The 26,375-nt window shown below is 45.2% G+C and carries 25 protein-coding genes and 2 pseudogenes; 16 read left to right on the top strand and 11 right to left on the bottom strand.

Annotated elements, in window-relative coordinates:
• Positions 1–124: 124 nt before the first annotated feature.
• Positions 125–373, bottom strand: coding sequence for a Type 1 glutamine amidotransferase-like domain-containing protein (locus E2B99_RS06985; RefSeq protein WP_134244210.1), 249 nt, complete (start codon positions 371–373; stop codon positions 125–127).
• Positions 374–662: 289 nt separating this feature from the next.
• On the opposite strand from E2B99_RS06985, the gene E2B99_RS06990 reads away from it, so the two are divergent.
• Positions 663–1,388 carry a GNAT family N-acetyltransferase gene (locus E2B99_RS06990; protein WP_134244211.1) on the top strand — a complete coding sequence of 242 codons (726 nt, stop codon included), beginning with the start codon at positions 663–665 and terminating at the stop codon, positions 1,386–1,388.
• A 1-nt stretch (position 1,389) separates the two neighbouring features.
• Here E2B99_RS06990 and folE read toward each other — a convergent pair whose 3' ends face one another.
• The 6 genes from folE to E2B99_RS07020 form a co-directional block, all read right to left on the bottom strand.
• A complete protein-coding gene (gene folE, locus E2B99_RS06995; RefSeq protein WP_026470061.1) occupies positions 1,390–1,947 on the bottom strand; it encodes a GTP cyclohydrolase I FolE in 558 nt (185 codons plus the stop codon).
• A 237-nt stretch (positions 1,948–2,184) separates the two neighbouring features.
• Entirely contained in the window at positions 2,185–2,904 is a 720-nt protein-coding gene (locus tag E2B99_RS07000; protein ID WP_134244212.1) for a Smr/MutS family protein, read from the bottom strand.
• Between the two features lie 117 nt (positions 2,905–3,021).
• Positions 3,022–3,840 (bottom strand): indole-3-glycerol phosphate synthase TrpC, encoded by an 819-nt coding sequence (gene trpC / locus E2B99_RS07005; RefSeq protein WP_134244230.1) that lies wholly within the window; start codon positions 3,838–3,840, stop codon positions 3,022–3,024.
• A gap of 71 nt (positions 3,841–3,911) precedes the next feature.
• Positions 3,912–4,961: an anthranilate phosphoribosyltransferase gene (gene trpD, locus E2B99_RS07010; protein WP_134244213.1), complete on the bottom strand. Its 1,050-nt coding sequence runs from the start codon at positions 4,959–4,961 to the stop codon at positions 3,912–3,914.
• 10 nt (positions 4,962–4,971) lie between these two features.
• On the bottom strand, positions 4,972–5,556 hold the full coding sequence (locus E2B99_RS07015) for an aminodeoxychorismate/anthranilate synthase component II (protein WP_166739003.1): 585 nt from the start codon (positions 5,554–5,556) through the stop codon (positions 4,972–4,974).
• A gap of 180 nt (positions 5,557–5,736) precedes the next feature.
• Complete coding sequence (locus tag E2B99_RS07020) at positions 5,737–6,003, bottom strand: DksA/TraR family C4-type zinc finger protein (protein ID WP_134244215.1); 267 nt, start codon at positions 6,001–6,003, stop codon at positions 5,737–5,739.
• A gap of 604 nt (positions 6,004–6,607) precedes the next feature.
• On the opposite strand from E2B99_RS07020, the gene glnA reads away from it, so the two are divergent.
• The 5 genes from glnA (at position 6,608) to E2B99_RS07045 (ending at position 11,972) form a co-directional block, all read left to right on the top strand.
• Positions 6,608–8,023, top strand: a complete 1,416-nt coding sequence (glnA, locus tag E2B99_RS07025; RefSeq protein ID WP_276320934.1) for a type I glutamate--ammonia ligase — start codon at positions 6,608–6,610, stop codon at positions 8,021–8,023.
• Between the two features lie 412 nt (positions 8,024–8,435).
• A complete protein-coding gene (locus E2B99_RS07030) occupies positions 8,436–9,413 on the top strand; it encodes a DUF1852 domain-containing protein (RefSeq protein WP_134244217.1) in 978 nt (325 codons plus the stop codon).
• A 42-nt stretch (positions 9,414–9,455) separates the two neighbouring features.
• Positions 9,456–10,487 (top strand): methionine synthase, encoded by a 1,032-nt coding sequence (locus E2B99_RS07035; protein WP_134244218.1) that lies wholly within the window; start codon positions 9,456–9,458, stop codon positions 10,485–10,487.
• 82 nt (positions 10,488–10,569) lie between these two features.
• Positions 10,570–11,112: a flavin reductase family protein gene (locus E2B99_RS07040; protein WP_134244219.1), complete on the top strand. Its 543-nt coding sequence runs from the start codon at positions 10,570–10,572 to the stop codon at positions 11,110–11,112.
• Positions 11,113–11,171: 59 nt separating this feature from the next.
• Positions 11,172–11,972: a sulfite exporter TauE/SafE family protein gene (locus E2B99_RS07045; protein ID WP_134244220.1), complete on the top strand. Its 801-nt coding sequence runs from the start codon at positions 11,172–11,174 to the stop codon at positions 11,970–11,972.
• A 339-nt stretch (positions 11,973–12,311) separates the two neighbouring features.
• On the opposite strand, the gene E2B99_RS07050 is transcribed toward E2B99_RS07045, so the two are convergent.
• The 3 genes from E2B99_RS07050 to E2B99_RS07055 are packed head-to-tail and all read right to left on the bottom strand — an operon-like array spanning position 12,312 to position 13,681.
• Complete coding sequence (locus E2B99_RS07050) at positions 12,312–12,800, bottom strand: FAD-dependent oxidoreductase (RefSeq protein ID WP_240687759.1); 489 nt, start codon at positions 12,798–12,800, stop codon at positions 12,312–12,314.
• Positions 12,801–12,836: 36 nt separating this feature from the next.
• Positions 12,837–13,001 carry an NAD(P)-binding protein gene (locus tag E2B99_RS14870; RefSeq protein WP_240687760.1) on the bottom strand — a complete coding sequence of 55 codons (165 nt, stop codon included), beginning with the start codon at positions 12,999–13,001 and terminating at the stop codon, positions 12,837–12,839.
• Positions 12,998–13,681, bottom strand: coding sequence for a cupin domain-containing protein (locus tag E2B99_RS07055; protein ID WP_134244221.1), 684 nt, complete (start codon positions 13,679–13,681; stop codon positions 12,998–13,000). The genes E2B99_RS14870 and E2B99_RS07055 overlap by 4 nt, the downstream gene beginning before the upstream one ends.
• Before the next feature lie 328 nt (positions 13,682–14,009).
• On the opposite strand from E2B99_RS07055, the gene gcvA reads away from it, so the two are divergent.
• The 10 genes and pseudogenes from gcvA (at position 14,010) to clpB (ending at position 26,240) form a co-directional block, all read left to right on the top strand.
• Positions 14,010–14,927, top strand: a complete 918-nt coding sequence (gene gcvA / locus E2B99_RS07060) for a transcriptional regulator GcvA (protein WP_134244222.1) — start codon at positions 14,010–14,012, stop codon at positions 14,925–14,927.
• 123 nt (positions 14,928–15,050) lie between these two features.
• Positions 15,051–16,415, top strand: a complete 1,365-nt coding sequence (gene chrA / locus E2B99_RS07065; RefSeq protein ID WP_240687761.1) for a chromate efflux transporter — start codon at positions 15,051–15,053, stop codon at positions 16,413–16,415.
• A gap of 393 nt (positions 16,416–16,808) precedes the next feature.
• The gene (locus E2B99_RS07070; protein WP_134244223.1) at positions 16,809–17,369 is read left to right on the top strand and encodes a DUF4124 domain-containing protein; all 561 of its coding nucleotides are present in this window, start codon (positions 16,809–16,811) and stop codon (positions 17,367–17,369) included.
• 81 nt (positions 17,370–17,450) lie between these two features.
• Entirely contained in the window at positions 17,451–17,987 is a 537-nt protein-coding gene (locus tag E2B99_RS07075; RefSeq protein ID WP_134244224.1) for a chorismate--pyruvate lyase family protein, read from the top strand.
• Positions 17,988–18,087: 100 nt separating this feature from the next.
• Positions 18,088–18,987 (top strand): 4-hydroxybenzoate octaprenyltransferase, encoded by a 900-nt coding sequence (ubiA, locus tag E2B99_RS07080; protein ID WP_134244225.1) that lies wholly within the window; start codon positions 18,088–18,090, stop codon positions 18,985–18,987.
• A 240-nt stretch (positions 18,988–19,227) separates the two neighbouring features.
• Positions 19,228–19,659 carry a hypothetical protein gene (locus tag E2B99_RS07085; RefSeq protein ID WP_134244226.1) on the top strand — a complete coding sequence of 144 codons (432 nt, stop codon included), beginning with the start codon at positions 19,228–19,230 and terminating at the stop codon, positions 19,657–19,659.
• Positions 19,660–19,946: 287 nt separating this feature from the next.
• Positions 19,947–21,166: pseudogene (locus E2B99_RS07090) on the top strand (alpha/beta hydrolase family protein).
• A 156-nt stretch (positions 21,167–21,322) separates the two neighbouring features.
• Positions 21,323–22,576, top strand: a complete 1,254-nt coding sequence (gene glyA / locus E2B99_RS07095) for a serine hydroxymethyltransferase (protein WP_134244227.1) — start codon at positions 21,323–21,325, stop codon at positions 22,574–22,576.
• Positions 22,577–22,703: 127 nt separating this feature from the next.
• Entirely contained in the window at positions 22,704–23,354 is a 651-nt protein-coding gene (locus E2B99_RS07100; RefSeq protein ID WP_134244228.1) for an MOSC domain-containing protein, read from the top strand.
• 294 nt (positions 23,355–23,648) lie between these two features.
• Complete coding sequence (gene clpB / locus E2B99_RS07105) at positions 23,649–26,240, top strand: ATP-dependent chaperone ClpB (RefSeq protein WP_134244229.1); 2,592 nt, start codon at positions 23,649–23,651, stop codon at positions 26,238–26,240.
• 21 nt (positions 26,241–26,261) lie between these two features.
• Here clpB and E2B99_RS07110 read toward each other — a convergent pair.
• A pseudogene (locus tag E2B99_RS07110) lies at positions 26,262–26,375 on the bottom strand (IS5/IS1182 family transposase); the annotation flags it as partial.

A 26,375-nucleotide genomic window follows, 5' to 3' on the forward strand; every position in this document is an offset into this window, starting at 1 on the left:
ACTTTCAACTTTTGCCAGTGTTGATCTGTCAGCATGGTACGAGGCATAGCGAATAGTAAAATTGGGTTTGGCGATTTGATTTTACTACTTCGCTATTTTTTTAAGCTAAAAGTGTCAACACACCCTAATCATTTGAAGTAATTTTTTGCTGAATCAATGCAGGTGCAGCTTCGGCAACATCCAGTTCATCAACCTTGATGCCCAGTGCCTCAAAGGCTTTTTTATCGTTTTGCATGTAATGATTAATGTCTTCCAGATTGCTGGCTGTGGGAATAAAAGTAACGGTTTTGCCTTGCACATCTTCGCCAGTAAATTGACTAAAGTACTGGCTGACATCTGCAAAGGAAGAGGCTAAAAATAACTGTTTCATCATGAGCTGCCAGCTACAAGTAATTTTTATGATGAAGCTATGCTATTAAAATCCTGCTTTAGATCTGTTGAAGTTATGTAGTAGATAAAAAGCATTTATCCGGCATGACTTTATTATTGAAATATTCTAAAACCAGCAGTTGAACAGTTTATAATTTTTGATTGGGTAGAATCATGAGAACGTTTACTTATCCAGCCAGGACAAAATCATGATAAAAATTCATATCATCTGAGCATTTCTTACTGCGAACTCTTAAACCAACCATCAAACCAACAAACGAAAGATTTTTATAATGAATAAAATACGCGCGCCACATTTACAGACCGAACTCAATGAATTTGGCCAACCTGTTGGGCAAATGCTTGAAAGCTGGCAGGGCGCCACCAAGCCACCACCACAAGTATTAACTGGACAGCATAGCCAGCTTATTCCCCTGAGTTTTGCGCAACATGCCGAAGAATTGTGGGCTTTAACTAATCGGGAGCCGGATGCATCCTGCTGGACTTATTTGCCGTATGGCCCATTTGTAACACAGGGTATCTTTAATGAATGGCTACAAGGGATGCTCGCTGAAGATTTATTGTTGTATGGCATTTTTACAAATGGGCAGATTCAGGGCTGGTGCGCACTGATGCGGTCAGATTGCAAGGCAGGAAGTATTGAAATTGGCCATGTGTATTATTCTGCAAGTTTACGCAGGACACTGGCCGCTACTGAAGTAATGTGCTTATTGCTAAAGCAGGTATTTACGCTGGCTTACCGCCGCTGTGAGTGGAAATGCAATAGTTTAAATGAACCTTCTAAACAGGCGGCGTTGCGTTTGGGCTTCCAGCACGAAGGACTGTTCCGTCAGGCAACGGTTGTTAAAGGTCGTAATCGTAATACCGACTGGTTTTCCATGCTGGACAGCGAATGGCCGCAGCAACATAGCGCAATGCAGCACTGGTTAAGTCCAGCTAACTTTGATGAGGCTGGCCAACAGAAATTGAGTTTGCAGCAGTGTCGGGAAGCGTTATAGGCTAAATATTCTCATTCGGCACCGCCATCAAAAATTCCTGCCGCGCCTGTGTATTGGTGGTAAATTCACCCAGCATGGATACACTGCGCGTGCTGGAATGCTGCTTTTGCACGCCACGCATCATCATGCACATGTGTGCGGCATCCATGACCACCGCTGCACCGCGCGCGCCAGTAGCATCCATCACAGCCTGAGCAATTTGCTGGGTCAGGTTTTCCTGAATCTGCAAACGGCGCGAATACATATCCACAATCCGGGCAAACTTGGACAAACCCAGCACATGGCCATTGGGTAAATAGGCAATATGCGCCTGACCCATAAACGGCAATAAATGATGCTCACATAGCGAATAAAATTCAATGCCCTTCACCAGAACCATTTCCCGGTTAGTAGAAGGAAATACCGCATTATTGGTGACTTCATCCAGCGACTGGTGATAACCATGCGTCAGAAATGAAAATGCTTTGGCAGCACGGGCAGGGGTGTCAAGCAATCCCGGACGTTCTAAATCTTCGCCAATTGCAGAAATGATATTGGCGTAAGATTGTTGCATAGTCATTGTGTCAGTTCACCTAATTTGGCAGAAAAGCAGTCTTGTCAGAAGCTGGGTCTGGCAGGAACCAAGTTTGGCCACAGTTTGTCTTGGTATTTGGCAGGACGGGATTGGCCGATATTGAGGGCGGTCATTATAGCAGAAAAAACCGATACCAGAAAAAGGCAGGAATAGAAAAAAACTCAAGAGAAAATACGGTTAAGTCAGGCTGGTTTGCGTCATTTCATCAGTCTGTGATTGCCATTAACGTGTTTTAGGCTTTGAATGGTTGGCTTTGTCATCACTGGACTGGCGCTCGGCACGCTTGATTAATACCAGCACAGCACCTGTACCGCCTTGCTCCGATGGCGCACTGACAAAGGCCAGTACTTCACGGTGCTGACGTAACCAGCCATTCACGTAGGTTTTTAAAATGGCTTGCGGCCCTTTGCCGTGTACAATCTTAATAACATTTTCATTGGCTTGTCGTGCTATTTCAATAATTTGCAGCACGGCACTACGAGCTTCTTCAATCGTACAGCCATGCAGGTCAACCGCTTCATACCAGCGCAGTTTGCCTGCTTTTAATTGTTCAAAAATACGATGCTGCAAGGTTGCCAGCCGATAGCTTAAAACGGCCTCACTGGCCACTGGGTTGAGCATGGCCTGTGTATCGGAAATGCCTTGCATGCCCGCTTCATCCACACCCACCGCAGCCGCCCGCCGTGCCAGAATCTGTGCACTGGGCTTTTTGGGTTTGGCTGGGGCAGGCACTGGTGTTTCATCTGTTTTTATTGGCTTTACCCCACGCATAGCTTGCGCAAACAGTTTTTCATCATCCGGGGTTTCTTCTGTGACCTTGCCGGATGCAGTTTTACTAGGAGTAATCTTACCTGATGAAGTAACCGGGGCAGCTTTAAGTTGCTGCTTTAATTCCCGTAAAGCCTGTTGTGTGTCCTTATTAAAAGAGGAGGATTTAGCCATAATTGCTTTTAGTCCCTACAAAAAGCTGACCCCTCATCAGCACACCAAACCGCAGGCAAGCCAGATCAGGGGTCAAATGATTAAAACAGGTGATTAAACCTATCTGAATTCAGACAATCAGCTAAGACTGCTGATGGCTTTAGGCTGCCCGAATAACTGGGTTAATGCGGCACCCGGATTTGCTTCACGCATAAAGCTTTCGCCGACCAAAAAGCTATTTACCCCATTGGCCAGCATCAGGTCCACGTCATTGCGGGTTTTGATGCCGCTTTCAGTCACCAGCATACGATCATTAGGAACATATTGCTTTAGACCCAATGTAACATTCAGGCTCACGGCAAAATTTTTCAGGTTACGGTTATTAATGCCAATAATGGCAGAACTAGGCAGTTTTAAGGCACGATCCAGTTCACTGTGATTATGCACTTCAACCAAGACATCCATGCCATGTTCACGAGCCACTGAAGCCATTTCCTGCATTTGGTCATCAGACAGGCAGGCTGCAATCAGCAATACACAATCAGCTTCCAGCGCGCGGCTTTCCACAATCTGGTAAGGAGAGATCATGAAATCCTTACGTAAGGCCGGCAGCTGGGTCACACTGCGTGCCAGTTTCAGGTTCTGGTCATTGCCTGCAAAAAAATCAACATCGGTGAGAATCGACAAACAGGCAGCGCCGGCTTTTTCGTACTGGACAGCAATTTCTGCTGGCTTGAAGTTTTCACGGATCACACCCTGTGACGGTGAAGCCTTTTTGATTTCAGCAATCACTGCCGGTTTTCTGCCTTGCAATGCCTTGGCAAAACCGCGAGTGGGTGAAGCAACCTTTGCACGTTGTTCCAGATCATTCAGCGAGAGTTTTTTCTCACGCAAATCAACTTCTTCACGTTTACGGGCGACAATCTTTCCAAGAATAGTGTCTTCTGTCCGTACCATATCCATTAAAGTCCTAAAATAAAGTGATCACAACAACGATAAGTCAAATGGACGCCAGCGTTCTGGCCGCATTAAGTGTTGACTGATTCAGTCAGACTTTGCGTAAACTCAGCTAAAATTGACATTTTTTCTAAAGCCTGACCACCATAAATAATGTCCTGGGCGAAGCTGATTCCCTGACCCAAATTGCGGCTTAAACCAGCGACATAGATCCCGGCACCAGCGTTTAACGCAATCATACTGGCTGCTTTATCACCCAGTGATGATTTATTGCGTCCCAGCGCATCCCTGATCAGCCTTAAACTCTCCTGCGAGTTTGCAACATTCAGACCAATCAGGCTCTGGCTATCAATGCCGTAGTCTTCCGGAATGAATTGCCACTCACGGATTTCATTGTCTTTTAGCTCGGCAACATGGGTGGCCTGTGCAAGGCTGATTTCATCAAGGCCATCTTTTGAATGCACAACCAGTGCATGGACTGTACCTAGCTGACGCAGTACCTCGGCAATCGGACGGCATAATCGTTCGTTGAATACCCCAATCACCAGACGTTGTGCACCAGCAGGGTTGGTCAATGGCCCAAGCAGGTTAAACAGGGTACGCATCCCCAGTTCACGGCGTGGGCCAACTGCATGACGCATGGCTGCATGGTGGTTGGGCGCATATAAAAACCCTACACCAATTTCACGAATACATCGTTCAGTTTGGGTAACATTTAAGTCAAGTTTGATCCCGGCCTGATCCAGCAAATCAGAACTGCCAGATTTGCTGGAAACGCCGCGATTACCATGCTTGGCAACATGCGCACCAGCCGCCGCCGCCACAAACGCCGAGGCAGTCGATACATTAAACAAATGCTGGCCATCACCACCTGTGCCAACAATATCAATCAGGTGCGGCAAATCCGAAACCTGCACCGGCAGCATCAGCTCACGCATCACGCTGGCGGCTGCCGTAATTTCATCAATACTTTCACCTTTCATGCGCAGGCCAACCAGCAGCCCGCCAATTTGTGCACTCGTGGCTTCACCCGTCATGATCACGCGCATTACATCGCGCATTTCAGACTGGGACAGGTCAATATGACGTACCACTTGTTCAAGGGCAGTTTGAATATCCATTTCTTACCCCTTAAGCATATTCATCAATAAAGTTTTTTAATAACTGATGTCCATGTTCACTTAAAATGGATTCAGGATGGAATTGCACACCTTCGATGGGCAGGGTTTTATGACGCAGCCCCATAATTTCATCCAGTTGGCCGTTAGCATTTTGCGTCCATGCAGTGACTTCCAGACAATCGGGCAGGGTATTTTTATCCACTACCAATGAGTGATACCGTGTGGCCTGATAAGGATTGGTCAAATCTTTAAAAATACCGACATTGGCATGGTACATGGCAGACAGGCGTCCATGCATCACTTCGCGGGCACGCACCACATCCCCGCCAAAGGCCTGTCCAATTGCCTGATGACCCAGACAAACACCCAGCAATGGAATTTTACCGGCAAAATGCTGAATGGCCTGCAGTGAAATGCCAGCTTCATTGGGAGAACAAGGGCCAGGACCAATCACAATATACTTCGGTTGCCATGCTTCAATTTGCTCAATCGTCACCTGATCATTACGGATTACCTTGACATCTTGCTCCAGTTCACCTAAGTACTGAACAATGTTGTAGGTAAAAGAATCATAATTATCGAGCATCAGAAGCATCGTATTTGCAACCTTATGAAAACGGAAAAGTTAATTCATTTAAAGAGGTCGGAATGCCTGTTGAGGAATCCATAAGTCAAGCGCAGTGAAACCAAGCGCTTGAGAAGCTTATCTTAACAGTTATGTCATTATGTTTAAATGTTTAAACCCAATAATGTCGCGTTATAGATTTAAAGCGTATTAGCGCAATTGGCTATCCTTGCTGCCACGGCGATTAAATAATTCAAATTTTTTGGCATGTGCTTCAAGCTTGCTTTGACACTCCACACAATGTTGTACACCGGGCAGGGCAAGCTGGCGCGCTTTGGGAATGGCCTTATCACATTCTTCACAAGTGTCTGCACTCGGGCCAGTTGGAATTGCCTGTCTAGCCCGTTGCAATGCATCATTTACTGTTGCTTCGATTTGTTCCTGTTCAGCGCCGTCATGTGCCCAGCCACCTGCCATTTCTCATCTCCAGTGTTTAAACCTGTTTAATCAAATTCTGTATTTGCCTACTTGAGCTTGAGCAATCTAAAATTTAGCTGCCTAAACCCGAATTACTATGAAAGATATGGGGGTTAAATGGCTTATTTTCAACCAAATACATGGATGTCGAACAGACGAGCGATCTTGATGTTGCTCCAATTTGGTGCATTACTATTTCTAAAATCAAAAACGTACTTAAAACTGAAAATCTAATTATCTAATTTTACTGATAAAAATAGAGTCATCTTTAAGGTTTTATAAATCTTGGCTATTGATGCGCTATCTTTGCACTAAAAATATTGATATCTCATATAGAAAAATAAGTATTTGCACTGTTTTGGTGCTTTAAAAAGCCTTTTATGTGAATAACAGAATTAATGATGGCAGATGGTGCATTTTTTTTAAGAGTGCGTATAATTTGTGGCGTATTATTTTTAGGCCCTTAACAAATATTTTCTTTAAATTTATTAACTTATGATTTTTAAAGAAAGTTGGTATGGCTTTTGCTAATATATCAGGTATTAAATTTGTAAGGCGCACCTACAGGGTGCAGTTACCCAATACTGGGAAATACTGGAGCAAAGTGAGCATGGCAAATAAAGTCCTCAACTTAATTAAAGAGCACGAGGCCAAGTGGGTCGATTTTCGTTTTACAGACACGCGCGGTAAAGAACAACACGTTACTTTCCCGGCTGCCACTGTTGATGAAGATACCTTCGAAGATGGCAAAATGTTTGATGGTTCTTCTATTGCTGGCTGGAAAGGCATTGAAGCATCTGACATGATTTTGCGTCCAGATCCTGAAACTGCTTTTATCGACCCGTTCTTTGAAGCAACTACTGTTGTAGTGACTTGTGACGTTATCGAGCCAACCACTGGCCAGGGCTATGACCGTGATCCACGTTCCATTGCACGCCGCGCTGAAGAATATTTAAAGTCTACCGGTATTGGCGACACTGCATTCTTTGGTCCAGAGCCAGAATTCTTTGTATTTGACGAAGTGAAATTTGACATTGACATGTCAGGTGCCCGTCATACCATTTATGCTGAAGAAGCTGCCTGGTCTACCAACAAGGACTACGAAGCTGGTAATACTGGCCACCGTCCTCGTGTTAAAGGTGGTTATTTCCCGGTTCCTCCAGTGGACAGCGCGCATGACCTGCGTGTTGCGATGTGTGATGCCATTGAAGCCATTCTGGGCGAAGGCAAAGTTGAAGTGCAGCACCACGAAGTAGCTTCCTGCCAGTCTGAAATTGGTGTGAGCTTTAACACACTGGTACGTAAAGGTGATGAAGTTCAGGCTACCAAATATGCTATTTTGAACGTTGCGCACCAGTTTGGTAAAACAGCAACCTTTATGCCGAAGCCAATCGTTGGTGATAACGGTTCAGGTATGCACGTTCACATGTCAATCAGCAAAGACGGCAAAAACCTGTTTGCTGGTGATGAATATGCAGGCTTGTCTGAACTGGCACTGTTCTTCATTGGTGGTGTGATCAAGCATGCCCGTTCCCTGAACGCGATTACCAACCCGTCTACCAACTCTTACAAGCGTCTGGTTCCGCATTTTGAAGCCCCGATCATGCTGGCTTATTCTGCGAAAAACCGTTCTGCGTCTATCCGTATTCCTTACGTTTCCAGCCCGAAAGGCAAGCGTATTGAAGCACGTTTCCCGGATTCTACTGCCAACCCATACCTGTGCTTTGCAGCACTGCTGATGGCTGGTATTGATGGTATCCAGAACAAGATCCATCCAGGCGAAGCTGCTGACAAAAACCTGTATGACTTGCCACCAGAAGAAGAAGCCAAGATTCCTACAGTAGCCCATAGCCTGGAAATGGCACTGGATGCACTGAAAGCGGATCATGACTATCTGACCAAAGGCGGTGTGTTCACCAAGGAAATGCTGGACGCTTATGTTGAGCTAAAAATGGAAGACGTACGTCGCCTGAACACCACAACTCACCCAGTTGAGTTTGAAATGTACTATAGCTGCTAATTAAAATAGCAGTATTAAGGCGTCCCCTTAAACTGGAGGGGCGTCTTAATATAAGCCCGGAAGCATTGGTATTATTGCTTCCGGGCTTTTTTATTGTCTTATGCATTCCGATATAATTTAATCAAATCCAGCATTATTTATCCTTCAGCTTAACCGCTTAAGATTAGCTCAGGCTATAGCTCCCATAGAATTTAAATCCAAACACTGTATTTTAGTGATCTGGCTACACCAAAGTGGGAGCTTATAATGATCTTTTCTAAAGATACAATGAAGTCATTTCACGTTTTAGGTCTGAACCCCACAGAATCTATAGAAGTGAATTTTTCTCATGTTTTTTACAAAAAAGATCATTTTTATTCATGTTGTGATTCAGGTATAAATCCTCTTATAGAAATGAGGGGACCAGATCATCATGAGTCAAGAGTTTACATTTGCGATTAAACGTATTCATTTTGATGAAAACTATCATCCAGCAAACAATACACGTCTCACCACTAACTTTGCGAATTTGGCTAGAGGAGAACATCGCCAAGAGAACTTGCGCAAAGCTTTAAAGATGATCGACAATCGTTTTAATGCCTTGGCGCATTGGGATAATCCTCACGCAGATCGTTATTCGGTTGAACTTGAAATTATTTCGGTTGATATTGATGTTGAAGGCAACGGTAAGACTTTCCCTACTATTGAAATATTAAAAACCAATATTATTGATCACAAGAACAACCAGCGCATTGAAGGTATTGTTGGCAACAATTTTTCCTCATATGTGCGAGATTATGATTTCAGTGTATTGTTGCCAGCACATAATAAGCATCAAGCCCAATTTAGCACCCCAGAAAACTATGGCGAACTGCATGGCAAAATCTTTAAAACATTTGTGAATTCAAATGTTTATAAAGAAAACTTTGCTAAAGCCCCTGTGATTTGCCTAAGTGTTTCAAGTAGCAAGATTTATCATCGTACTGAAAATCAGCATCCTGTCCTCGGTGTGGAATATCAGCAAGATTCCTATTCTTTAACCGATGAATATTTCGCAAAAATGGGCTTGCAGGTTCGCTATTTTATGCCGCCAAACAGTGTTGCTCCTTTGGCATTTTACCATCGGGGTGATTTGCTCATTGATTATAGCGATCTTGAGCTGATCGGCACCATCAGCACCATGGAAACCTTCCAAAAGATTTACCGGCCTGAGATTTACAACGCGAATTCCGCAGCAGGGAAATATTATCAGCCCAGCTTGAAATATCAGGATTATTCATTAACCCAGATTGTTTATGACCGCGAAGAACGTAGCCAGTTGGCGATTAAGCAGGGCAAATTTACTGAACAGCACTTCATCAAGCCATACCAGAAAATTCTTGAGCAATGGGCTGCCAATTATGCTGTTTAAGCGTTGATACTTTTTAATTTCAAACAGATAAGATAATTAATTATGAAAAGATTGTTACCGACGTCAACAGCTGGCAGTTTACCCAAACCTTCCTGGCTTGCAGAGCCTGAGAAACTCTGGTCGCCCTGGAAACTTGAAAGAGATGACCTCATTCAGGGTAAACGCGATGCGTTGCTGGTATCCCTACAAGAACAACTGCAAGCAGGTATCGATATTGTCAGTGATGGCGAACAGACGCGCCAGCATTTTGTCACCACATTTATTGAATACCTTAACGGCGTTGATTTTGAAAAACGTGAGACCGTGAGAATTCGTAATCGCTATGATGCCAGTGTGCCAACAGTGGTGGGTGCGGTGTCGCGCCAACAACCGGTGTTTGTGGATGATGCACGATTTCTACGCTCGCTTACCGATCAACCGATTAAATGGGCACTACCTGGCCCGATGACCATGATTGATACGCTATATGATGCGCATTATAAAAGCCGTGAAAAACTCGCCTGGGAATTTGCCAAAATCCTCAATGAAGAAGCCAAAGAGTTGGAGGCTGCTGGTGTGGACATTATCCAGTTTGATGAACCTGCATTTAATGTGTTTTTTGATGAGGTGAATGACTGGGGCGTTGCCACTTTAGAGCGGGCACTTGAAGGGCTGAAATGTGAAACTGCCGTGCATATTTGCTATGGCTATGGCATCAAGGCCAATACCGAGTGGAAAAAAACGCTGGGCTCGGAATGGCGCCAATACGAAGAAGCGTTTCCTAAATTGCAACAGTCAAAAATCGATATCATCTCACTGGAATGCCATAACTCACGTGTGCCAATCGATCTGCTTGAACTCATACGCGGTAAAAAAGTGATGGTTGGTGCGATTGATGTGGCAACCACTAGCATTGAGACACCAGAGGAGGTCGCCGGCACCTTGCGCAAAGCGTTGCAATTTGTTGATGCTGACAAACTCTATCCATCGACCAACTGTGGTATGACGCCTTTATCCCGTCAAGTTGCCAGAGGCAAGCTTAATGCATTAAGTGCCGGTGCGGAAATCGTCCGCAAAGAACTCTTGGGCAAGTGATTACTAAGAGAGTAAGGCAAAAGAGTTGCCCGTTTGACTGTATTTCAGGATTAAGTGGGTCACTGTCATGAGGAACAATGTGATGATTGAAGCAACAGGCTTTAGAAATGCTATGGCGTTGTTAAGCAGTGCGGTCAATGTCATTACCACGGCAGGGCTGTCTGGTCGCTATGGATTCACGGCATCTGCGGTGTGTGGGGTCTCTGATACCCCTGCAACTTTATTGGTCTGTATGAATAAAGCTTCTCGGTCACATGGGCATTTTATCGACAATAAAATTTTAACGGTGAATGTTCTAGGCGCGCAGCATCAGCATCTTTCCCACGCATTTTCATCCAGTATGAGTTCAGAAGAGCGCTTTAAACAAGGCGTTTGGGCAGAACTGGAAACAGGTTCGCCTGTACTAAAAGATGCACTGGTGAGTTTTGATTGTGAGATTGAGCAGATTCAGGAAGTCGGAACCCATACTATTTTTATCTGTCGTATTGTTGCGATTCAACACGGTCAACAAGAACAAGGCCAGCAGGATCAGGGTCTGGTTTATTTTAATCGTGGTTATCATTATGTCGGGCATCAAGTCGGCAATCAAGTTGTACATCAGGTGGGGCAGTCCGAAACTGCTTAAACCATTACTTACTTCATTTAAAACTCTCAAGAAAGTAGATTTCGGAATTAGTCATTATCGTGGAATTAATCATTTTCTTTGCAATTGGTGCATTAGCGGGATTTGCCGCAGGACTTTTTGGTGTGGGCGGTGGAACGATCATCGTACCCCTGTTGTATGTGGTCTTTACCCAAATGGGCTATGATCCTGAAATAATCATGCATATGGCACTAGGAACGTCGTTAGCGACCATTATTGTCACATCGATAAGTTCATTAATGGCACATCATAAAAATGGTGCAGTCATCTGGCCGGTATTTAAAAACCTGACACCAGGGATGGCTCTGGGTTCTTTTTTAGGGGCAGGTATTGCAGGACTATTGTCTGGTGCACATTTGCAACTAATCATCGGTGTGTTTGTGATCTGGGTTGCTTATACAATGTTTATGGGTGCCAAAAAAGTAATTGACCAGAATAAAGTACTGCCATCCACCACTAAACAAGTCGTTGCAGGGACAGGGATCGGTGTTGCATCGGCAATTTTTGGGATTGGCGGCGGGAGCTTAACCGTGCCTTATCTCAATCATTATGGGGTGGTGATGCAAAATGCCGTTGGCACATCAGCCGCATGTGGTTTACCGATCGCGATTGCAGGTGCTTTGGGCTTTATGTTTTTTGGTATGAAAGAGCAGATTACTGGGCCAAATACGATTGGCTTTGTACATATTTATGCATTCTTGGGGATTAGCATCATGAGTTTTTTTACCGCAAAACTCGGTGCAAAAACAGCCCATGCATTGTCTCCAGCCGTACTTAAAAAATATTTTGCCGTATTGTTATTGATTGTCGGCTGTTTTTTCATCTTTAAGGGGTTACATTGAGGAATAGCCAAACATTGCACTTATATAAAATCAGATTTCACCAAGATTGTAAATTGATTGAATTAGTCTATCCCTTATTTAAATTTTTTTATTAAGTGTTTGGTTTTTGAATAATAATTAACTATATCTGCTAATTAAAATGGCAGTATTAAGGCGCTCCTTTAAACTGAAGGAACGTCTTAATTTAAATGAAATTCAGGGCTGGAAAGCATAGATATGATTGCTTTCTAGTCTTTTTGTTATCTAGTAGGTCAATTATAACTTAATGCTTATATTTCAAGATTACTAGGGCGTGTCCTCATTTGGCTTTTAATAATTGTGACTTCGTACGATTAATCCCTATCGTTGCAGCCTCAATGGCACTAGCCAGATAGCTTGAATAATTCGGCGACCATTCGCTAGCAATCCCAATAATGCGGTTTTTCCAAAGAAAGTCGTCTGGTGTAATTGCTGGTGCTGATCCATGGACAGCCGCAGGATTTCGCTAGTCCGCTTCAGTGGCTGTGCAGCCAGGCGTGGTGATAGCGCGATGAGTACATAATCAGCGTCAACAACGGTTTCAGCGTCTGTTTGATCTTTGGTATTTAAATAAATACTGCCTTGGCCCTGAGCGGTAAGATGGGTGACCTGCTGTTGAGTCAAAATTTTTTGTAGAGGAATTTGCTGAGCTAAAGCATGTATTAAACTGCCCATGCCGCCTTCTAGGCGAATAGAGGGCGTTGTTGTCCAGCGGTTTTCCAGTTGAACGGACGCAATACCTCGCTGCTTTTCAAAAACCAGTTTGCCTTGTTCAAATTGTTTAAAAAAAGGCAGCTTGAATTGATTCACCAGTTGCATCAGTTCGGAATTAAGCTCTGGCCAAATTCAGGTTGCCCCTAAATCAAAGCCGTGCTGGGTACAAATCTGCCCGCCCAAGCGGTTTCTGGCTTCCAGAACAAGATAATCGGTGATATTGGCCTGCTCCAGTAAATAAGCAGCATACAAGCCACTTAAGACAGCGCCAATAATGGCTATTCTGGTGCGTCTCATGAGTATTGCTCTACAAACTTTTGGACAGAGAAAAGGTGGCCTGTTTTGACATAAAGCGTTGCCCCTGACTGTCCAGCCTGAAAATTAACTGAGGCATTTGGCGGTAAACGAATCCATGAACCCGTAGGATAAGTTTCCTTATTTGCCATCAATTCACCCTGTACAATCAAAATCTCCATTCCATTTAAGCTACGCTCTTCAAAGGATTGATGTGGATTAAGATTTTCCAGAAAGGTATTTTCATATTCGCACTGGAATAAAGGGCAAATAAAGCGCTGGCCATAATATTGCCAATTCTTGGGATTGTTGGTGTCAATGCGGATGCTGGCCGTATCACTGGTATGCATTTGCATCAGTTTGACAAAGATCAAGGCACCTTGTTCACTCGAAGGGGTGTGTTTGGAATTATGCGGATTACGCAAATACCAGCCAGCCGGATAATGCTGGGTGGAATTTTCGGTAAATACCCCGGATAGTACCAGAATTTCTTCACCGTGCGGATGCTGGTGTTCGGGAAAAATAGTTTGCGGGGCATAGCGTACCAGACTGGTCGCACGGGCTTTTTCATTGCCAATCCGGTCAAGCATTACCCGTTCAACTTCGCCACCGGGTGATTTTAGCCAGTGATAATCTTCTGGCTTCATAATGGCGGCTTTAGAAAAATCGGCATTGATGCGCATTACTTTTCCTTATTCGGGAAGAAACCACATTAAATAAAATTAACTCAACAGGATGAGCTCAAGTAATGACTGCAATAAATTTCCAGTCATGACATTGCCATTAAATGAAAAGATACTGTCGTAATTCATCAGCCAAATGCCAGACCCATCAACAGTCGCACTAGCCACGTTTAAAGAAAATCTGTTCATAGACTTTTTGCTTTAAACCGTATTAAAAATTGAAGCCCGAATGAATCTCGATCATTTGCTGTATCAGGATTCTAGAAATGATGCTTTGAGCTGGCAAATGAGATAATCATTGCAATTAATAAAGAAAAACTTTAGTGCTATGAGTTCACCGATTTATCTTAATGCCCTGAAGGCTTTTGAAGCCAGTGCGCGGCATGAAAGTTTTTCAAGGGCTGCCACAGAGTTAAATGTAACCCCGGCAGCGGTAGGGCAATTGGTAAAGACCTTAGAGGATTACCTGGGTTTTCCGCTATTTTACCGGCAAAACACTGGAAAAACCCGATTGACGCCAACGTCATTGGCTAAAGCAGCTTTGCCTGAAATTCAGGCTGGTTTTGAAAAATTAGGCCTTGGGCTAGAAAAATTAAAACAGGCTGGCTCGACAGGAGTACTGACCGTTACAGTGAGTCCTGCATTTGCTGCAAAATGGCTGTTACCCCGCTTATACCGCTTTCAAAGCCAATGGCCAGATTTGGATGTACGTCTGGATACGAGTTTAAAACCAGTCGATTTTCTGGCACAAAACATTGATATTGGTGTACGTTACGGGGCAGGCCAGTGGTTAGGACTGCAAGCTATCAAACTCATGGATGAAGAAATTTATCCAGTGTGCTCACCGGGATTTTTACAGCAGCGAAATTCTGAATTGACACTAGACGATCTACGCCATAAAACACTGATTCATGACCTATCCATGGAAACCCATCAGGGCTTTCCAACATGGCAACAATGGCTTGCTAAAGCTGGCATTACGGATTTAACCAGTAAGCATGGCATGCAAATTAATAACTCAGCCGCTGTATTACAGGCCGCAATAGAAGGACATGGCATTGCCTTGGCGCGCAGTATTATGGCGCATGATGACGTTCAGTCCAGACGGTTAATCCGGCTATTGCCGCAGATTAATTTTAAATCGCCATTGGCTTATTATGTTGTGTATCGGCCTGAATCAGCCAGTTTACCGCGTTTGGAGGCTTTTAGGGACTGGCTCCTTGCTGAAGTGAATCGCGTTAAATAAATAGCATTGCTTAAGAGTATGATTTTGATCTGCTTAACTGTTGTGGCGACCAAATTCCCGGGTTAGCAGGTGATGTATTTGGTGCTTATAGGCCAATTTTAAGGAAAATATGCTGTGACAATCATTACAACTTCTACGCAGCCTGCGCCACCAGAAACCGCACGGCCTTTAACGGTGAGTTTCTGGCAGGCATTTTTATTCTGGTTAAAGCTGGGTTTTATTAGCTTTGGGGGGCCAGCCGGGCAAATTTCCATCATGCATCAGGAACTGGTTGAGCAAAAGCGCTGGATTTCAGAAAAGCGTTTTTTACATGCATTAAATTACTGCATGCTGTTGCCCGGCCCTGAAGCCCAGCAACTGGCAATTTATATTGGCTGGCTGATGCACCGTACTATCGGTGGCATTGTTGCTGGTGTTTTATTTGTACTGCCATCCCTGTTTATTTTGATTGCATTGTCATGGATCTATATTGCCTTTGGTCATTTAACCTGGGTCGAAGGGCTGTTCTATGGGATAAAACCTGCGGTAACGGCCATCGTGTTTCAGGCCGCGCATCGTATAGGTATGCGCTCATTAAAGAATAAAACCCTATGGATGATTGCAGCATTTGCTTTTGTGGCCATTTTTGCCTTAAATGTTCCATTTCCCGTTATTGTTCTTAGTGCTGCAATGATTGGTTATGTGGGCAGTAAACTTTCACCTGCATTGTTTGAGGTGGGGGGCGGCCACGGACAATCCAGTAAAAGCTATGGTGCCGCGCTCATTGATGACGACACGCCAGTTCCTGCACATGCTCGTTTTAACTGGACTAAACTGGCAGTGCTGGTTTTAGCAGGTGTGGTGTTATGGATCATACCGATGGGTTCCCTCACAGCCTTATATGGCTGGACGCATCCACTTACGCAGATGGCCTGGTTCTTTACCAAGGCGGCCTTGCTGACTTTTGGTGGTGCTTATGCGGTGCTGCCTTATGTATATCAAGGGGCAGTAAACCATTATGGCTGGTTAACACCCACCCAGATGATTGATGGATTAGCGCTAGGCGAAACCACACCGGGGCCATTGATTATGGTGGTGACGTTTGTAGGTTTTATTGGCGCCTATACCCATGCACTATTTGGCCCGGAACTGCTGTTTGTGGCTGGCGCGCTGGCCGCAGTCATCGTCACCTGGTTTACCTTTTTGCCTTCTTTCCTGTTTATTCTGGCTGGTGGCCCACTGATTGAATCCACGCACAACGATATTAAATTTACTGCACCACTAACTGCCATTACGGCTGCTGTGGTTGGTGTCATTTTAAATCTGGCACTATTCTTTGGTTATCACGTGTTGTGGCCACAAGAATTTGCTGGCGGCTTTGACTGGATAGCGGCTTTGATTGCTTTGGGGGCAGCAATAGCGTTGTTCCACTACAAGCGTAATGTGATTCAGGTTATTGCTGTCTGTGCCGTAATCGGACTAGTCTTGAGTTATATCCAGCTACCATAATCAGATTTAATGGATGACAGAACACCTGATGGTCACTTGCTCATAGAGGCAGTAATTTGGAAAATCTCTGCTACTGGATTCATCGCTATTGGCACTATAGCCAAATTTTGCAATCATATTCTTAAGCGCTTTATATCTTAAAAAATATTCAGTTTGTCCATTTGATTCCAAAGATGCTGGTGTTTGGTTTTATACTGAAGGGTGCCAGCAGGTGAAAATACAGCCTGATAGCCAATGCTGGCTAAGCGGGCATTGACCATAATTTATTCATTTATCAATTAAAAGTAAGTGTTATCATCAAACAGGATATCGCAACGGCGCATTACCAGCGTTACATTTAACAGCGTCAATATAAGTGTGTAAAGTCACTACAGTCTAAACGAGGAATACAGCATGTTCAGGGAAAGCAAATTTTTAGCCATAGCGCTTACGCTGGTCATGAGTGGCGTGGCACAGGCTGCCATTTATAAGACAACCGATGCCAAGGGCAATGTGGTGTATACCGACTCGCCATCCAAAGAAGCTAAAACTGTTGATTTGCCACCGCTATCCATTGTACCGAGTTTAAGTGCCGAGCAAATTGCACAGGCAAATGCCACTAATCAGGCCGCTGCACAGCCTGCGGCCATTCGTTACCAGCTCAAGTTTGCCCAACCTGCGGCTGAGCAAACCGTACGCAAGCCTGATCCAATTGGTGTGGTTGTTAATATCCAGCCTGCATTGGCCAATGGCGATAATATGTCAATTTTGCTGGATGGGATTGTGGTTGCCAATGGTAATGGCGTTACCATTTCTACCGAACAAATGGATCGGGGTGCACATAGCCTGGCCGCGCGGGTAACCAATTCGGCAGGCAAGGTGGTTAGTGAAGTCAGCACCACCGTTTATGTGCAGCAAAATAGTGTAAATTCGCCTACAAGTCAGGCAAACAGACCAGCGCCTGCCAAACGATAGGCGTTTTTATAAACAGCACTAATTGTCAAGCTGGTGTTAAGCGTGTAAAACACTAAGGTAAATTCCACATGCCTGAGTTGTATGTCTGCTAATTTATCTCATCATTTGGTGCGCTGGCATACTTCCAGACAATGCTTTAATCCGTCATTAACCCATATTCCGGCTGAACTCAGGCCGTGGTTAGTGGCGAATGGTTCCTTAACCCGCCAGTTAACCCAGCTTGCGGGTGGTCAGTTTCGGGTGGAACCATTCCGGCAGGGTTTCGAGCGTATTTATCTGCATGAAAGCCAACTGATGCACACTGCAGTTGACCAGCAGGCCTGGGTGCGTGAAGTGTATCTGTATGGCTGTGAAGCGCAGCCCTGGGTAAAAGCGCGCAGTATTATTCCGGTACAGTCATTAAAAGGGCAGGGCTTGCGTCTGCGTTACCTAAAAAACCGGTCTTTGGGTTCTTTGCTGTTTGCCCGTACTGCACCGCAGTGTATTCGCCAGATTGCCTTGTTACCCGAAGGCTGGACGCGCCGTAGCCTGTATATCTGGCATCAGCGTCCATTGATCGTTCAGGAAACTTTTTTGCCGGGTTTTCAGCATTATTTGCTCAATCATTCCCAGCTTTAATTTGCCAACGCCATGACAGAGCTTACGATCCCAACAACCGCGATCATAAAAATTGTGGCTATAAAAATTGTCGCCATAAAATTCATGACAAGAGGTTGCCATGCAGCTTGATACGCCGCCCAGTTTGCCTCCTCTCAATTGGCAGCAGCGCCTAAGGGCCTATATTCAATTGACCCGTTTTGATAAGCCCATTGGCACAGAGCTATTGTTATGGCCGACTTTTTGGGCGGTATGGATTGCAGCAGAAGGTCATCCCAGTTTTAAAGTTTTGCTGATTCTGTTTTTAGGCGTGATATTCATGCGCGCTGCTGGCTGTGCCATTAATGACTTTGCCGACCGCAAGGTGGATGGCCGGGTTGAGCGTACCAAACATCGGCCATTACCCAGTGGCCTCATTTCTGCCAAAGAAGCCTTAGCAGTGTTTGCAGTATTGGTGCTGGCCAGTGCCAGTTTGTTGCTGTTTTTGCCAATTCAAGCATTTTACTGGTCATTTGGCGCATTAGGGCTGGCTGCAATTTACCCCTTTATGAAACGCTATACCTACCTGCCACAGTTTGTACTGGGTGCAGCGTTCTCATGGGCGATTCCAATGGCTTATGTGGCACAGGGGCAGACACCGGATTTGTCCTGCTGGCTGTTATATAGTGCCAATCTGTTATGGACGGTGGCTTATGACACGCAATATGCCATGACCGATCGCCCGGATGATCTCAAGATTGGCGTAAAATCTACCGCCATCCTGTTTGGCAAATACGACCTTGCCATTATTGCCGTGTTGCAACTGGCGAGCCTTGGTCTGCTGGCATGGGTATTTAATTTACATCATCTATTCAATAGCTTTACTGGATGGGCTACCCTTGCCATTGTGCTGGGATTGTTTATTTATCAACTGGTTAAAACACTGGATCGGCAACCTGCACATACTTTCTGGGCATTTCGGCACAATCGCTGGGTTGGATTGGTAATCTGGCTGGGCATTGTTGCCAGTTACTTGCTATAGCCTGAAATCTTTATCAGTGCTCTAAAGTGAATTTTTAAAAAGTTCATCTATATTCAGCCGCTTTTGGCGCCGCCTTGTTTACGCTTTACTACGCTTGCTTACCTGTTGTCTACGTTGGCTACAGTTGGGGGATATGTCTTATACAGGAGTACATCAGCATTAACATTTGGTTTTGCTATGCTTAATCTCATCAAGACGCAGTACAAATTTATGTAAGACAAATTTGAGACGAGGTAAGTGATGACTACGACGAATAACATAAAATCTAATTCAACAAATAATCAATTAAATCAGGATGCTAATGTTAAACAAAGTTTAACCAATCCTCAGGCAGATGCTAATCAGGCATCAGCCAGCCAAGACCGCACTGCCAATGCTGTATTTGGAAATGATCAGGTAAGTTCACGTCAGGTTGAAGGTTTAACGGATACTGATGAGCTAAGCGAGCAAATGGCAAAGAACGCTGAAGATTTTGATAAAAGCCCGGAAAATGCCTTGAATGAGCAAGGTGCAGCTAACCAGGCCAAAACTGAACAGAATAATGGCAGCGCAGGCAACCAGAAAATCCGCGATGCAGTTGAGCATCTGAATGAAGATAAACTAAAGGATAATGTGTTGGAGCAGGATGAAAGAGGTACGGTAGACATCCCTACGCCTGCATCGCCTGATTGATTTAAGCTGTTAAGAATATATTAATTTATAGTTTAAAATTTAATAACAACAAAAACAAACAGTTAACCCCACACCATAAATCCCCAAAAATTTATGGTGTTTTTTTTATTTCAAATTTCAGCATGACTTAATAGTTGTTATTTTTATGATGCACGATTATTTGGTCGGGTATTTTATAAGTTCTCCTTAATGAAATCATCGTTAAAGAGAGCAATATTTAAAATACGTTGATGGATGAAAACGCATGAAAGCGCTTTTCTCCCGCCATTTGCTGGCGGCCGCCACCTTTGACCAGTGCGCTTGGACTAACTGCCTGTGGTAGCGACAATGACTCGTCAGATAGCTATCAAAACAGCAGGATTTACTTGAGTGAAACCACCTATAGCCATAATCAGGGTAATTATAAAATTACCAATGCCAACAGCATTAAGGTGATGAGCTATAACATGTTGGGTGTGGCAGGTAAAACGGTAAAAGCAACGGCCATGGTGATGACGCCCAAAGGCGAAAAACCTAAGGATGGCTGGCGTGTGGTGGTATGGGCGCATGGGACAGTAGGTGTGGGTGATGGCTGTGCACCCAGCAATAATGAATTTACCAATAACCGCTTTTCAGCCATGGCAGATCAGTTACTGGCTGAAGGTTATATATTGTTGCTCCTGATTATGAAGGTCTGGGGACGCCGGGTATTCATCCCTACCTGAATCTGCAAAGTGAAGCCAGATCGGCCATTTATGCAGTCAATGCAGTAAAAAAACACTATAAGACTGATATTCAGGGCAAATGGATGTCGGTAGGGCAGTCGCAAGGCGGTCATGCGGTGCTGGGGATTTCTCAATATGCGGACAGTGATGCCAGCTATAAGGGTACAGTAGCCGGGGCACCTGCTTCCAGTCTGGGTTATATCATTACTGAAGTAGCACCTAAGGCGCTTGCACAGGCGCTTCAGGGCGAGGCGGCCGGTCAGCTTCCTGTTGGGACAGCCAGAGAGGCGTATGCCGAGTTATTGGCTTATACAGCTTATACTGCTGTCGGGATTAAAGCCTATCAGCCGGACTTTGATTATGAGGCGTTATTTTCTGAACGTGCGGCCAAAATTGCCGTGAATGCAGAAGGCACGACGGGCGAAAATGGAATTTGTCTGACTGATCTGCATAATCAGTTTGCTGCTGATATCCGTAGTTACCTGAGCACTAATCCTCACCAGACAGTGCTGAATTATCCTGGATTGGACACTACAGAATTTGCCAATAATCAGACACTGCAAAAATTCCTAGCAAATACCCAGCCTGCGACCAAAAAACTGAATACACTTACCATGATTATTCAGGGTACACAGGATCTGGCCGTTCCATTCCCGGTGACGCAATCTCTCGTAGAAGGCCAGGTAAAACTGGGTTTAACGATTGACTTCCAGCCAATAGTAGGTGCATCGCATACACAGGCGATTGTTGAGAAACGCCCTGAACTGGTTGTCTTCATTAAAAAGTACATGCCAGCGCAATAAGCAGGCACGCTGCACGTTTGTCCAATGCAGGCGTGCAGCAGTTTCAAGCTATAATGAAAAAATATCAGTCTGATAAAAATTAAACTTCGTGTTAAACTGTAGCGCGTTTTATTTGCCTTTGCCCAAAAAGCCCTTTATTGATAGGTAGAGTTTGCCATGTTTGCCAATATTTCCATTCGCGATTTTGATCCAGAACTGGCCCAGGCCATCAGCGCCGAAGATCAACGTCAGGAAAACCACATTGAGCTGATTGCTTCTGAAAATTATTGTTCACCTGCCGTGATGGAAGCTCAAGGGACCAAGCTCACCAATAAATATGCAGAGGGCTATCCGGGCAAGCGCTATTACGGTGGTTGTGAGCATGTTGATGTGATTGAACAACTGGCAATTGATCGTGCCAAGCAACTGTTTGGTGCTGACTATGCCAACGTGCAGCCGCATGCCGGTTCGCAGGCCAACAGTGCAGTATTTTTGGCGCTGCTGAATGCTGGTGACACCGTACTGGGCATGAGCCTTGCGCATGGTGGTCACCTGACGCATGGCGCCAAGGTTAACTTTTCTGGCAAAAGCTACAATGCCGTGCAATATGGCTTAAATTGTGACACTGGCGAAATCGACTATGAAGAAGTTGAACGTTTGGCACTGGAACACAAGCCAAGAATGATTATTGCCGGTTTTTCTGCCTACAGCCGTGTGGTGGACTGGCAGCGTTTCCGTGACATTGCCGACAAGGTTGGTGCATACCTGATGGTAGACATGGCTCACGTAGCCGGCCTTGTGGCGGCTGGGGTTTATCCAAGCCCGGTTCAAATTGCCGATGTGACCACTACCACCACTCATAAAACCCTGCGTGGTCCACGTTCCGGTTTGATTCTGGCCAAAGCCAACGAAGAAATTGAGAAAAAGCTGCAATCTGCAGTATTCCCGGGTAATCAGGGTGGCCCGCTGATGCATGCAATTGCCGCCAAGGCAGTGTGCTTTAAAGAAGCCATGAGCCCTGAGTTCAAAACCTACCAGCAGCAAGTGGTTAAAAATGCTCAGGCTATGGCCAAAGTGCTGGTTGAACGTGGTTATGACATCGTATCCAGTGGCACCGATAACCATTTGTTCCTGCTGTCCCTGATCAAGCAGGACATTACCGGTAAGGAAGCGGATGCGTGGCTGGGTCAGGCACACATTACGGTAAACAAAAATGCTGTACCAAATGACCCACGCTCTCCATTTGTGACTTCCGGTATCCGCATTGGTACGCCAGCCGTCACCACGCGTGGTTTTGGTGAAGCTGAAGTGACTGACTTGGCCGGCTGGATTGCTGACATTCTGGACAGCAAAGGTGATGAAACAGTGATTACTGAAGTTGCTCAGAAAGTGGCTGCCGTTTGTGCCAAATTCCCGGTTTATGCCAAGTAAAAAGTTTTGGGTTATGCTTGTTAAATAATCATCAGCATAACTACGCATAAATTGCTATGATAAAAAGCGCTTTCTCATGAAGGCGCTTTTTTATTGTACTGTGTAAAAACCTGCGGAAAAACAAGCAATGCAAATTGAACAGCTTTACCTGGGCAAACTCACTCACTGGGAAGCCAAAAACCAGAATACCGGTATTTTCAAGCGGCCTGTTGATGCTGCTTATGTGAGTAAAGAGGGGCTTGTGGGTGATGTTCAGGCAGACCGACGTTTTCATGGTGGGCCGGAAAAGGCATTACATCAGTTTGCGCAGGCCAGTTATGACAAAATTGTGGAAGGCTATCCTGAGCTCGATGGAATTGCTGTGAAAGGCACGATTGGTGAAAATTTTAGTTGCCCCGACATGACCGATGAAAATGTGTTTATTGGCGATATTTACCAGTTTGGCACTGCAATCATTCAAGTGGCACAGCCCAGAAATCCCTGCTGGAAAATCAATTACCGTTATAACGTCGAGTTGCTGTCCAATTACATTGCCGAACATGCCATTTCCGGCTGGTATTACCGGGTGCTGCAAGAAGGCGAGGTTAGGATAGGTGATCAAATGGTTTTGCTGGAACGGCCTAACCATCTTATTTCCAATTCAGGCTTGCTACATTTGTTAAACCAGCAACAACCTGCCTTACTGGCGCTGGAGGTGGCACGCGAATGTGTAGGCTTGAATACCGACTGGATCAAGCGGATTGAAAGCCGGATCAAGCATCTGGCCAAAGCGGGATAATATGAAAATGATAACTAGAAGAACATAACTAGAATGGAATCATCAGAACAGAAGAGTTGATGCTTAATTAAAATTATTTAGAAAATATTTAGCTTATATTTTAAAAATTCATTGAAAACAGTAGCGTGCATCTCCATATTTTAAGGTTAAGCTAAATCATAAAATTCTTGACAAAATAAAAAAACTATTTTTCCACTCTTGAAAAAGCAAAAAAACAACGCATCTTAGAGACATGGTTTTACACAATGTATTTCAGAATTTGCCGGGGATTCCTGGCAGCGGAGGACAACAATAATGCGTTTTGAAAAATTTACCGATCGTCTACAACAGGCATTATCCAATGCCCAGTCTTTGGCGGCGGGTCGGGATCACACGGGGATTGAGGCGTTTCACATTCTGGCAACCCTGCTGGAAGAACCCAGCAATCTCAGTTTATTGCAACAGGCCGGTGCCAATGTCAGCACTTTGCAAAGCAAACTTGAACAGGCTTTAAATGATGCTCCCAAGCTAGCCACACCAACCGGTGATGTCAACCTGACGCCCGAAGCCGTGCGAATTTTAAATCTGGCGGACAGCTACGCCCAAAAGGCCGGTGATGATTATATTTCCAGCGAATGGGCGCTACAGGCTTTAAGTGAGCAAGGTTCCAGCAAGAAAATTATAGAAGCAGCCGGTGCAGACAGCAAAAAACTGCGTGCTGTAATTGAACAAATTCGAGGTAATGAAAAAGTGACCAGCAATACCCATGAAGACCAGCGTGAAGCGCTCAGTAAATATACCATTGACCTAACCGAACGCGCCTTAAGTGGCAAACTCGATCCGGTGATTGGCCGTGATGATGAAATCCGCCGTACCATTCAGGTGCTGGCACGCCGTACCAAAAATAATCCAGTGCTCATTGGCGAGCCGGGCGTGGGTAAAACAGCGATTGTGGAAGGTTTGGCCCAGCGTATTGTGAATGGTGAAGTCCCTGAAGGCCTGAAAAACAAGAAAGTGCTTTCACTTGATCTGGGTGCCTTGATTGCGGGTGCCAAGTTCCGGGGCGAATTTGAAGAACGCTTAAAAGCAGTGCTTAAAGACCTGTCCAAGCAGGAAGGTCAGGTCATTCTGTTTATTGATGAATTGCATACCATGGTTGGTGCAGGCAAAGCTGATGGGGCCATGGATGCTGGCAATATGCTCAAACCTGCACTGGCACGTGGCGAGTTGCATTGTGTGGGAGCAACCACGCTGGATGAATATCGCCAGTATATTGAAAAAGATGCGGCACTGGAGCGTCGTTTCCAAAAAGTGCTGGTGGATGAACCGAGTGTGGCCGATACCATTGCCATTTTGCGCGGGTTAAAAGAGCGCTATCAGTTGCACCACAATGTGGAAATTGAAGATTCTGCGATTATTGCCGCCGCCCGCATGTCGCATCGCTATATTACGGATCGCAAACTACCGGATAAAGCCATTGATTTAATTGATGAAGCTGCCAGCCGCCTGCGGATGGAAATGGATTCCAAGCCCGAAGCCATTGATAAGGTAGAACGGCGTCTGGTTCAGCTTAAAATGGAATATGAAGTCATCAAGCATGATGAGCATGCAACGGCCCAGCAAAAACAGCTGACTGCCCAGATTGAGCAACTGGAAAAAGAAAAAGCCGATATGCTGGAAGTCTGGCAGGCTGAAAAAGCCATCGTCCAGGGCGCACAAGGTTTCCGTGAAGAACTGGACAATGCCAAGATTGCATATGCTAGGGCTGAACGGGACAGTGACATTGCCGAAATGTCACGCCTGAAATATAGCGTGATTCCAGAGCTGGAAAAGAAAATTGCCAGTGCTGAACAGGCAGAAGACGATCAACAAAATCACGAGCAGGGCAAATTCAAGCTGCTGCGTACTAAAGTGACTGATAATGAAATTGCCGAGGTAGTTAGTGCTGCAACGGGAATTCCGGTCTCCAAAATGATGCAGGGCGAACGTGAAAAACTGCTGAATATGGAAACATTCCTGCACAAGCGGGTCGTAGGACAGGATGAAGCCGTGGTGGCCGTATCCAATGCTGTGCGCCGTTCACGGGCTGGTTTGTCTGATCCGAATCGCCCGAGCGGTTCATTCCTGTTCCTTGGGCCAACCGGGGTGGGTAAAACCGAGTTAACCAAAGCACTGGCCAACTTCCTATTTGACAGTGATGATGCCATGATCCGCATTGACATGAGCGAGTTTATGGAAAAGCATTCTGTTAGCCGTTTGGTGGGTGCTCCTCCGGGCTATGTGGGTTATGAAGAAGGCGGTACCTTAACAGAAGCCGTGCGTCGCAAGCCGTACAGTGTGGTGCTACTGGATGAGGTGGAAAAAGCGCATCCCGATGTGTTTAACATTCTGCTGCAAGTGCTGGATGATGGCCGCTTAACCGATTCACAGGGTCGGGTGGTAGACTTTAAAAATACGGTGATTGTGATGACGTCCAACCTGGGTTCACAGGCAATTCGTGAGCTGGGTAATGAAGCGCCTGCCGATGAAGTCAAAGCCGCCGTCATGGCAGCAGTCGGTGAGCATTTCCGCCCGGAATTTATCAACCGGATTGATGAAGTGGTGGTATTCCATAGTCTGGGTAAATCGCAGATTCGGGGCATTGCCGATATCCAACTGGATCGCCTGCGTGCGCGTTTGCATGAGCGGGAAATTGGTCTGCAACTGGATGACTCAGCCTTTGATGAGTTGGTACAGGTGGGCTATGATCCGGTGTTTGGCGCCCGTCCTTTAAAACGTGCCATCCAGTCTGAAATTGAAAATCCGTTAGCCCAGCGCATCCTGTCTGGTGAGTTTCAGGCAGGTGACCAGATTGAAGTGAAGCGTGAAGGAAATGGTCTTGCTTTTGAAAAAGTGAAGTTCCATTAATTTCCTTTCTAGGGCGTGTCCTCATTTGGCTTTACACCAAATCAACATGCAAGCAATGTAAATCATAGACTGATAATTTCGTGCAAGCTTATCAAATCGGGTTGCAATAGCACGGAAATGTTTTAGTCTCGCAAA

It is taken from the genome of Alkanindiges illinoisensis, from assembly GCF_004377485.1.
Lineage (GTDB): Bacteria > Pseudomonadota > Gammaproteobacteria > Pseudomonadales > Moraxellaceae > Alkanindiges > Alkanindiges illinoisensis_A.